Here is a 9217-nt window from a genome sequence, read left to right as displayed (position 1 = left end):
GTACGCTAGCCTTTCATGTGGTGCGAACTCCGCCGCGCCGCCTGCGCGCGTAGCAGCGCGACTTCGATCGGGATCGTCCGCGCGATCGTCGCTGGTGTAAGATCGTCGCGCGCGCTGCCGGGGAAGAGCACCGTGACGACATCCCCCTGGATGCTCTCCATCGGCTCGACCACGCGGACACACACGCCCGCTTTGTCGCGCTTGGCGCACAACTCGCGCCCGAGCGCGCGGTGCAATGCGATCGACCCCTCGCCCAGTTTCTCGAACGGTCCGGTGTCGCCGACGATGACGGGCACGGTAACGCCGTCATGGACGACATAGCCGAAATCGCCCGCCTTGACCCCGGTCAGCGCGGTGAATTGCCCCTCGACGTCCGATGGCCCTTCCCACGGAATCACGACATAGGGGATACGATCGGCGTCGATCGGCACCTCGCCGCCGCGCCCGTCGGACAGCATCAGCGCGGTCGGGCACTGGTCCATCGACCCGTGCGCGGGGCTGCACGCGAAGGGCGAGCCATCGAGGTCGACCGCGAGCTTCGAGGCATAGGCGATCGTCCCGTCGGGCAGGCGACGCAACGCCGTCACCGCATTGGGATCGTCGCGGCAGCCATGGACGCGGTGCCCGCGAAAGCGGTCCTTGGCGTCGCAGATCCCGAATTCCTGCCGATAGGCTTCGTCGAGCGACTGGCCGGCGGACAGATCGACCGCGGGCGCGCGCGCGGCCGGCGCGGCGGCGGGTGCCGCGATCGCGAGCAGTCCAATCAGCAGAGGTCGCAAGATCATCGTGCCGCTCTCACAGATGCGGTGCCACAACGCCCGCCGGCGCGTGCGGATCCGGGATCGCCTCGAGCCGCGCATCGCGTGCGACGATCGCCTGGGGCACGCGCGGCATCGTCTCGAACGGCAGGCGCTTGTGCAGCGTCTCCGACCAGCGCTCGAGCCATTCGTTGCCATCGGGCCCGATATAATGATCGGCGGTGCGATACGCCGGATCGCGCATTGCCGCATCGAGCGTGATCGGTTTGAGCTGCGCCGCGCGGAAAATCGCGGCGAGCGCGTCGATGCTCGCGGCGTTCAACCGGCTGGCATGGAGCAGCATCACGAAGCTCGGCTCGCGCCCGAGCATGCCGATCGCGGCCTGCTTGTACCAGGCAACGATCGCGCGCGTGAAGACGAGATACTGCTCGCGGATCCGCGCGGCCGCCGTCATGTCGCCGCGCGCGACGGCGTCGTCATAGAGCGTGGCGAACTGCCAGTCGCTATTCTCCATCGTCACCGGCGCGACGCGGTAGCCATGCGCGGCGAGCCAGCCCTCGAAGCGAGTCCGCACTGCCTGCGTCGTCCCCGTCTCGAGAAAGGGATAGCGGAACCAGCGCTCGCGCCGCCCGCGCGCTGCGAGCAGCGGCGCGGTCACCGTCTCGTCGCGCGCGGCATCCGCGATATAGGCCTCGACCGGCGTCTTGGTCAGCGACGGGTGCGAATAGGTGTGGTTGCCGAGGTCCATCCCGGCGTCGAGCCAGGCCGCGAGCAAGGCGATCCGCGCCGGCCGGTCGGCGGCGTCGAGCTCGATCTCGTTGACGAAGCCCGTTGCCTTCCAATGGTTGCGCGTCATTCCGGCAAGCAGATGATCGGTGACCTGCTTGCCTTCCGGGGCGGTCCAGAAGCGACCATAGACCGGCAGATCGTCGAACGTGATCGCGACGCCCTTAGCATGGAGCGGCGCCGCCGTAGCGGTGAGAAGCGCCGCGAGCGCGCAAGCCGCGAGCCGCGCGCGAACGCCGAGGAAACGAGGGTCGAACATGCTGGTCCTGCTCCGGCGAGAACGATAACGCCGGGTCGGGGAAACGATCAGCGTGGCGACGGATGCGGATGTGGCGTCGGCGGCACGCGAAACAAGCCCCGAGGCGAATGAACCGAACGCCGGGGCAGGCGTAGTAAGGCCGATGGACATATTGCAGCAGCAGCGAATCGCGCGGTCGATCGGGTGGACCGCGGTGCTCCCGCTGCTGCTTGCCACCGGGTGCAGCCATTCGGTGCGCTCGCCCGCCCCGCCGCGCGTCGATACCGCGCCCGACTTTCCGCTCCAGACCTCGTCGATCGTCGTGCCGATCACCGGCTCGCTCGACGATCTGCAGCGCGCGCTCGAGACGCAGATCCCGCAGCGGCTGTGGGGCATCGACAAGCGGCTCGACGCGTGCGTCGCGCCTAAGCGCGTCGATCTCGGCATCGCCAAGGTCAAGCTGCTGCCCAAGCTCGGCTGCGAGATCGTCGGCGAGGTGCGGCGTGGCAAGCTCGTGCTCGGCGGGCGTGGCGACCGGCTGACGATCACCATGCCGATCCATGCCACGGTGGCGGCGAAGAAGGTCGGCGGGATCGTTTCGAAAACGGCGACCGGTGACGCGATCGTCCATGCCGTCGCGCGGCTTTCGGTGATCGGCGATTGGCAGCCGAGCGCCAGGATCACGATCGATTACGACTGGACGACGGCGCCGGGGATCGATTTCCTCGGCCAGCGGATCGAATTCGCAAGCAAGGCCGATGCGAGGTTGAAGCCGGTGATCGCCAAGCTCGAGCAGACGCTGCCGCGCGAGCTCGACAAGCTCAAGCTGCGCGCCAGGCTCGCCAGTGCTTGGAAACAGGGGTTCACCGCGCTCCAGCTCAACCGCGAGCGGCCACCGGCGTGGATGCGGATCACCCCCAAGCAGCTCGGCGTCGGCGGCTACAGCATCGATCATCGATCGCTCACGCTGACGCTCGCGGCCGACGCGCTGACCGAGACCTTTGTCGGGGATCGCCCGGCCGATCCGGTCGCGACGCCGCTGCCGCCGCCCGCGCGGAAGATCGGCCGGCGCGGATTGAACTTCTTCATCCCGGTGCTCGCCGATTATGCGCAGCTCGAGCCGGTGGTGCGGCGTGCGCTGCTCAAGCGCGCGCAGAAGGGGATTGCGCTCGCCGGGATCGGCCCGGTCGATGTCGCATTCGGCAAGGTCACGGTCTATGCGACGACCGGCGGGCATCTCGCGGTCGGGGTCGTCGCCAAGGCCAAGGCGCGGCAGAATGCCTTGCTCGCCACCAAGGGCGAAGTGTGGCTTACCGCGATTCCGTACAACGTCCCCGGATCACAGCTGGTGCGCGTCCGCGACGTGGCGATCGCCACCGACACCGACAGCGAGATCACCAATCTGCTCGTCGCCTTGTTCAACGACGGCTCGATTCGCGAAAGCATCGCGCAAGGACTCTCGCACGACTTCGCGCCCGATTATGCCAAGGTGCTGAGCGCTGCGCGCAAAGCGATCGGCGCGCGGCGCGAGGGCGATTTCGTCCTGTCGGCCGATGTCAGCCGCGTGACGAACGGCACGCTCGCGGTCACCGGCAAGGGGCTGTTCATGCCGGTACGCGCGGCCGGCCAGGCGACGATCGCGTATCGCCCGCGCTGAGCCGCCGCGCACGCCGGTGCGTCAGCGGCTAGGCGCCGCGAGCACCTGTGCAACCTGCGCGATCGGCCGGGCGAGCGCCGAATGCGCGGCCGACACGATGACATAAGCGCCGACCAGCGTGACCAGGGTGACGCCGAGCCACTGCCCGGCGCGTGCCGCAGCCTGGCTGCGCGCGAGATTCTGCGTCGTGCCGGGTCGCGCGAGCGCGCGCCGATCGGCGTCGCCCGGCCGCCACGGGTCCGAACCGTCACGCGCGGCGAGGAATATGCGCGGATCGATCCGATCCTGCACGAGCAATCCACACCGGTTGTCCTGCACCCAGCGCACCTGGCCGATGACGATGCTGCTCCCCCGCCGAAGCTCGACGAAGGTCCCGCAAGCCGGGGGGGTGCTCGCCTCGAGCATCAGCCCGCGGCGAGAAACGTTGCGCACGACGACGTCGGACCAGCCCCCGCCTTGCTTGAGCCGGGCGCGCGCCCGTATCGCCATCCGCTGCTCGCGCTTTCGCATCCTTTCGCGCCCTCTGTTGGCGTTGCTCCGAACGGTCGTGCCCGAATTCCAGCCCCGGCCGGGCGGCAGGGGGATGCCCGGCCGGAGCTGGTCTTTGCCGCCTCAATCGGGATCAAGGGGGGTTCCCGAGGCGGTACGGACACGGGCGCGACGGCGGGCACCGCCGCTCCCGAGTTCATTGTAGCGCGACAGGCGCGCGATCGGCCGTCGCGCGCGGGTTTTTCACGGCGGTTCAAATCGAGACGGTCAGACCAGCCAGTCGAGCACGATCGACGCCGCGCGTGTCGGATCGGCGCTGGCGGCGGACAGCGTATTGGTAGCGGTTACGGGCGCCGACGCCGAGCCGGCGTCGAGCGATGGCGCGACGCCGGGCGGCACGGCCACCGTGCGCGATACCGACGCGAGATCGCCGCGCATCTGGCCGAGCATCCGGCCGGCTTGCGCGAGATCGCCTGCGCCGAGCGCCGCCCCGACGGGGTCGATCAGCCGGCCGACCTGCGGCTGAAGCCCGCTATGGAGATCGTCATAGGCCTGACGCGCCGCGGCGAGATTGTTCGAGCGCAACGCCGACATCAGCGTGGCAAAGGTCAGCGGCAGCCGAGGCCAGCTCGTCGCCTCGGCGGATCCGACACCGTGCACGCTGATCGTCATCGATCTTTCTCCCGAACCGCCCCCTGCAAGACTCCAACCGATCCATTATAGACGCGCCGACGCTCGCTCCGCGTCGCGGCGCGATCATTTTGACGCGCGGGCCCCCGCCGGTCGTTGCGCAGCCGCATGGCGTTCGCGGGCCACGCCTTCCGCGCTCGATCGCGAAAGGACGGCCCCGCACGCGGAGCGCACGCGCGCTCGGTGCACGAGGCCGTACCGATCAGACCGTCACGCCGGGGCGACGAATGACGGCGACGTCAGGCGCGCCCGCGCGAGGGCAGCCTCGATCGCGACGCGACGCGCGTCTTCGCCGCGCCCTAGGCCTTCGGCAACGATGACATCCACGTCTGCGCCGACGAACGCGAAGATCGAGCGCAGCAGCGTCTCGGCATGCTCGTACGTCGCATAGGGCGACCCCTCGCCATAGACGTTGCCGCGCGCGAGCGCGACGATCACGCGCTTGCCGGCGGCGAGCCCGATCGGACCGTTCTCGCCGTAGCTGAAGGTCTTGCCCTTCACCGCGATGCGATCGACCCAAGCCTTCAACTGGCTCGGGATCGAGAAATTGTAGAACCCCGCGCCGATCACGACGATGTCGGCGTCGAGAAACTGCTGCACCTCCTCGCCCCGATCCAGCGCCATGAACGTGTCGAGCGTCATGTGCGGGATCGGCTCGGCGGCGAGGTCGCGATAGGTGATGTCGAGCGTCGGATCGGCGTCGCGCAGATGGTCGACCACGGCGGCGGAAATCGCACGGCTCGCCGAGGCGGCGCCCATGATGCTCGAATCGAGATGCAGCAGTTTCATTGGTCGTCTCCGGTCTGGATTTGTGACCAGGAGCAGCTATGTGACCGCAGACGCCCCGCCAAGAACGCATATTTTTAGGACCAGGTCACATGGATATGCCTCCCACCCCCGGCGTCAGCGCCGATTGTCGCCGGATGAACAGCGTGCTTTCGCTCGTCGGCGACAAATGGACGGTGATGATCGTCATGGTCCTGATCGAGCGCCCGCGGCGCTTCAACGACATCAAGCGGACGATCGGCGGGATTTCGCAGCAGATGCTGACGCGGACGCTGAAGGCGCTCGAGCGCGACGGCATGGTCAGCCGGACGGTGTATCCGACCGTCCCGCCCCAGGTCGAATATGCGCTGACCGACCTCGGCCATTCGCTGTCGCAGCCCTTGCGCGCGCTCGGCGCCTGGGCTGGCCGGCATCTCGAACTGATCGACGAAAACCGCCTTCACTACGATATGGCGAGACAGGCGAACCCCGTACTGCCGCGAACCAGACCCGACCATGACTCGTCCGCGGGTCCTGCCTGACGGACATCGGGGCGCCGCATTCCGGGTCCCGGGGTTACCCGAGTTTGCTCGCGACGCCTGTCGCCAGCAGCGCCGGCCAGGGCTCGAGCCGCGGCATCGTGCGGGTCTCGACGCGGTTGCGCAACCGGGTCTTGCCGAGGATATTGTGGACATGGTTCTTCACGGTGGCGGCGCTGAGGCCGAGCTTGCGCGCGATCTCCTTGTTGCTCAGCCCCTGCCGCAAATAGCCGAAAACCTCGCACTCGCGCGGCGTGAGCGGGACAGCGGCGTCTCCGTCGATCGGCGGCTCGGCAGCTTCGTCGCGCTGCCGGAGCTCGCGCAGCAGCCCGCTCGTCACCACCGGATCGCACACGACTTCGCCGCGCAGCGCGCGCACCACCACGTCGCACAATTCATCGAGGCTCGCGTCGCGCGGTACATAGCTGCGGAAGCCGATCTTCGCGCAGGCAATGACGCGATCGACGACTTCGGGAAGCGCGAGCGCGAGTACGCGGACAGTGGGATGCGCAACGATGATCCGGCGTGCCGCCTGAAGGCCGCTCGCATCGGTGACGTCGAACAGCAGCACATCGGTCCGTTCGCGGACGAGAAGCTCGGACAGCCGATCGAGCGACGACCAGGCCACGGCAAACTCCGTGATCGAATCCCCGAGGCATTTCGCGACGCCCTCCGCGAACAGCTTCACTGGCGAATAGACGATAATCCGGATGCCCACAGCTGCGCTCCCTCACCGCGTCTGTATGTGCGACCATATTGGGTCATTAGCTGACCTATTGGATCATCAAGCTCGACATAACGCAGCGAGTCTTCCGCCCGCTCGGAAGCATCCCGGATCCTTTTTTTAAAGGAAAAGCCCGCGCTGAACAACCGTTGTCGCAGCAACGGCAGACAAAACGGGCTTAACGGCGGATTCAGCCTGGTTCGGCGTCCATCGCGAAAGCCGCGGGCGGATCGAGCTCGTCGTCGGCGCGCTCGATCGCGGCCGAACGGTCGCCGGTAACGAAGCTGAACGTCGCCGACAGCCGACCGTTGGCGTCGTCGGTCGCCGGCGTTCCGGGCGTCAGCGCGAAGAACAGGTCGTAGCTGCCCGGATCGAGTGCGACCGACCGATCGCCCTCCTCGTAGATCCCCGACACACAGACCTTGCCGCCGGCATCGACCCGGAAGGGCACGCGGATGATCCGCGTGGCGCCGTCGGGCGATGCGTCTTCGCCCAGGTGCACGCGCGCCGACAGGTCGGCCGGGTCATAATCGGTGAAGAGGAGGAATCCGACCGAGCCGTCGCGCCAGCTGAAGCCCTGCGCCAGTGCGGTGTCGGACCAGTCGTTGAACGGCGCGTCGATGCCGGCGTTGAAGACATAGACCATGTTCTGGACGACGGCGACGTCGAAGCGAGCGAGTTCCACGGGAGTCTCCTAACGATCAGGGTTGGGGGCCGACGACGATGCGCACGTTGGTTCCGTTGCTATAGGGGCGGCACTGGTTGCCGACCGACGATCCCGAGCCGCGATTGTCCGACGCCGAAATCGGTTTGACATGCGCGTTGCCGCCGTTTTCGGCAAACACCGCCTGCGGATATTCGTCATAATCCTGGCCCGACTTGGCGCACGGCGGCTTGCGATGGTTGGCCCCGTCGCAATCGTGCGCGCGCTTGTAGGCGCCGACCGAGCGACGGCGCCGGCCGCTCGCCCCGGGCCGATCGATCTTCACCTTGGTCGGCTTGCCCGTGCCGATCGCTTCGTTCGCGTGATCGGCCGATTCGGGATACCGGCCGGGATCGATGTAGATCTTGGGCAGCGCGGCAGCTGTCGGGCCGACCGGACCGACCGGATCGACCGGATCGATTGGATTCGGCCCGGTCCCGCTGCCCTTGCCCTTCGCGCCGGGCGGCGTCGGTTTTTCCTCCGGCTCGGGGCAAAGCTCGGGCGGCAGGATGCCGCGCTTGCAGAGCTCGGCGATCACCTCTTGCCACGACAGGCAATGCGATTGCGGCTGATATTCGACCAGCCCGGTCTCGATGTCGCCCGCCGGGAAGGGCATCGCGGTTAGCGATCCCACGTCGGCGTTGAGGCCACCGCCCGAGTAAGTGATGCTGATCGGCAGATCGAGCTGCACCCCGGCCGACGTCTCCCAGCGCGCGCCATCGATCGGCCAGATCCATTCGCACAGCTCGAAATCATAGAGTTGCGCGTTGAGATAGCCGTTGAGCGTGGCGCTCATGATCAACCCCAGCCGCACTTGCGTGTCGAGATCGAGCCCGATCTCGCCATGGTCGTAACTGAGCAGAACCCCTTCCTGCAGCGATCCGACCGCGGATTCGTTGAGCACCGCGAGCAGCCCGCCCTCGACCGCGACATCGACCGGAATCGGCGGGTCCATCGGGATCGCGGTGATCGCATCGACCCGCGCGCCGAGGCCCGTCTCGATCGCGCCGTTGATCGCCGCGCCCATGAAGAATTCGCCGGCCGCGCTGTAGACGCTGCCGAACGGATCGACGCGGATGCGGATGTTCTGGAGCCGCCCCGGGCCGAGAAAGGCGTTGATGATCGGCGGCGAAAGCGGAATGCCGATCCGCCCGATCAGAATGACCGGGCCGAGCGCCACCCCGGCACCGACCAGCGTGATGAATTCGCGGCGGCCGGGCGGCGCGATCTCGATGTGGCGCGAATCGAACAGCGGCACATTGGGCAGCGTGATGATCAGACCGTCGGGCCCGATCTCGACATCGCCGCCGAAATGCGCGGCGATCGCGCGCGCGCCCGCGATCGCCAGTTCACCCGCCTCGGTCAGCACCCAATCGACCGCGCTGCTCGCGGCATTGGCGACGCCGCCGGCGATGTCGCGCGCGGTCCCGGCGACGCTGCTCGCCACCCCCGATGCCGTATCGGCGATGCTGCTGGCGGCCGAGCCCACCGTCTCGGCCACCGCGCCCGCGGCCTGTTTCGCCGAATCATAGGCATCGCCCGCCGCCCCCGCGACCGCGCCCGCCGCGTCGCCCAAATCGTCGAACAGATCGGCGCGCACGGTGCGCGCGGTGCTGCCCTCGCCGTCCTGCAACGTGTGCGTCAGTTCGTGCGCGATCAGCCGGTCGCCGCCTTCGGTGCCCGGCGCCCATTGCCCGCGTCCGAAGGCGATGTGGTTGCCGACCGTATAGGCGCGCGCGCCGATCGACGCCGCGCTGTCCTCGGCGTCGCCGCCGCGATGGACCCGCACGCCCGAGAAATCGGCGCCGAACTTCGGCTCCATCGCCGCGCGCACCGGTGTCGGCAGCGGGTCGCCACCGCGCGTCGCG

The 9217-nt window shown here is 68.2% G+C and carries 10 protein-coding genes; 2 read left to right on the top strand and 8 right to left on the bottom strand.

Annotated features, from left to right (window positions below; all coding sequences use genetic code 11):
* Nucleotides 1-5: 5 nt before the first annotated feature.
* Nucleotides 6-785, bottom strand: a complete 780-nt coding sequence (locus tag RH90_RS00165) for a glycoside hydrolase family 75 protein (RefSeq protein WP_010183130.1) — start codon at nt 783-785, stop codon at nt 6-8.
* A 10-nt stretch (nt 786-795) separates the two neighbouring features.
* Nucleotides 796-1803 carry a polysaccharide deacetylase family protein gene (locus RH90_RS00160; RefSeq protein WP_010183128.1) on the bottom strand — a complete coding sequence of 336 codons (1008 nt, stop codon included), beginning with the start codon at nt 1801-1803 and terminating at the stop codon, nt 796-798.
* A 142-nt stretch (nt 1804-1945) separates the two neighbouring features.
* Here RH90_RS00160 and RH90_RS00155 point away from each other — a divergent pair, with 142 nt between their 5' ends.
* Entirely contained in the window at nt 1946-3439 is a 1494-nt protein-coding gene (locus tag RH90_RS00155) for a DUF4403 family protein (protein WP_010183127.1), read from the top strand.
* 21 nt (nt 3440-3460) lie between these two features.
* Here the strand turns inward: RH90_RS00155 and RH90_RS00150 are convergent, their stop codons facing one another.
* The 3 genes from RH90_RS00150 to RH90_RS00140 form a co-directional block, all read right to left on the bottom strand.
* Complete coding sequence (locus tag RH90_RS00150; RefSeq protein ID WP_037492574.1) at nt 3461-3949, bottom strand: PilZ domain-containing protein; 489 nt, start codon at nt 3947-3949, stop codon at nt 3461-3463.
* A 246-nt stretch (nt 3950-4195) separates the two neighbouring features.
* Complete coding sequence (locus RH90_RS00145; protein ID WP_010183124.1) at nt 4196-4600, bottom strand: hypothetical protein; 405 nt, start codon at nt 4598-4600, stop codon at nt 4196-4198.
* A gap of 228 nt (nt 4601-4828) precedes the next feature.
* A complete protein-coding gene (locus RH90_RS00140; RefSeq protein WP_010183122.1) occupies nt 4829-5407 on the bottom strand; it encodes an FMN-dependent NADH-azoreductase in 579 nt (192 codons plus the stop codon).
* 89 nt (nt 5408-5496) lie between these two features.
* Here RH90_RS00140 and RH90_RS00135 point away from each other — a divergent pair, with 89 nt between their 5' ends.
* Nucleotides 5497-5925: a winged helix-turn-helix transcriptional regulator gene (locus RH90_RS00135; RefSeq protein WP_051124600.1), complete on the top strand. Its 429-nt coding sequence runs from the start codon at nt 5497-5499 to the stop codon at nt 5923-5925.
* A 34-nt stretch (nt 5926-5959) separates the two neighbouring features.
* On the opposite strand, the gene RH90_RS00130 is transcribed toward RH90_RS00135, so the two are convergent.
* The 3 genes from RH90_RS00130 to RH90_RS23840 form a co-directional block, all read right to left on the bottom strand.
* Nucleotides 5960-6640: a LuxR C-terminal-related transcriptional regulator gene (locus RH90_RS00130; RefSeq protein WP_010183120.1), complete on the bottom strand. Its 681-nt coding sequence runs from the start codon at nt 6638-6640 to the stop codon at nt 5960-5962.
* Between the two features lie 196 nt (nt 6641-6836).
* A complete protein-coding gene (gene comJ, locus RH90_RS00125) occupies nt 6837-7331 on the bottom strand; it encodes a competence protein J (RefSeq protein WP_010183118.1) in 495 nt (164 codons plus the stop codon).
* A 16-nt stretch (nt 7332-7347) separates the two neighbouring features.
* A partial coding sequence (locus RH90_RS23840; protein ID WP_010183117.1) for an eCIS core domain-containing protein occupies nt 7348-9217 on the bottom strand: 1870 nt, incomplete at its 5' end.

Source organism: Sphingomonas sp. PAMC 26605 (assembly GCF_000241485.1).
In the GTDB taxonomy this organism is placed as follows: domain Bacteria; phylum Pseudomonadota; class Alphaproteobacteria; order Sphingomonadales; family Sphingomonadaceae; genus Sphingomonas.
This window is presented reverse-complemented; position numbering and strand designations above follow the sequence as displayed.

What these genes read in the sequence shown, in the direction of transcription:
- RH90_RS00165 (WP_010183130.1), bottom strand. Translation starts at nt 785, where the DNA reads ATGATCTTGCGACCTCTGCTGATTGGACTGCTCGCGATCGCGGCACCC.
- RH90_RS00160 (WP_010183128.1), bottom strand. Translation starts at nt 1,803, where the DNA reads ATGTTCGACCCTCGTTTCCTCGGCGTTCGCGCGCGGCTCGCGGCTTGC.
- RH90_RS00155 (WP_010183127.1), top strand. Translation starts at nt 1,946, where the DNA reads ATGGACATATTGCAGCAGCAGCGAATCGCGCGGTCGATCGGGTGGACC.
- RH90_RS00150 (WP_037492574.1), bottom strand. Translation starts at nt 3,949, where the DNA reads ATGCGAAAGCGCGAGCAGCGGATGGCGATACGGGCGCGCGCCCGGCTC.
- RH90_RS00145 (WP_010183124.1), bottom strand. Translation starts at nt 4,600, where the DNA reads ATGACGATCAGCGTGCACGGTGTCGGATCCGCCGAGGCGACGAGCTGG.
- RH90_RS00140 (WP_010183122.1), bottom strand. Translation starts at nt 5,407, where the DNA reads ATGAAACTGCTGCATCTCGATTCGAGCATCATGGGCGCCGCCTCGGCG.
- RH90_RS00135 (WP_051124600.1), top strand. Translation starts at nt 5,497, where the DNA reads ATGGATATGCCTCCCACCCCCGGCGTCAGCGCCGATTGTCGCCGGATG.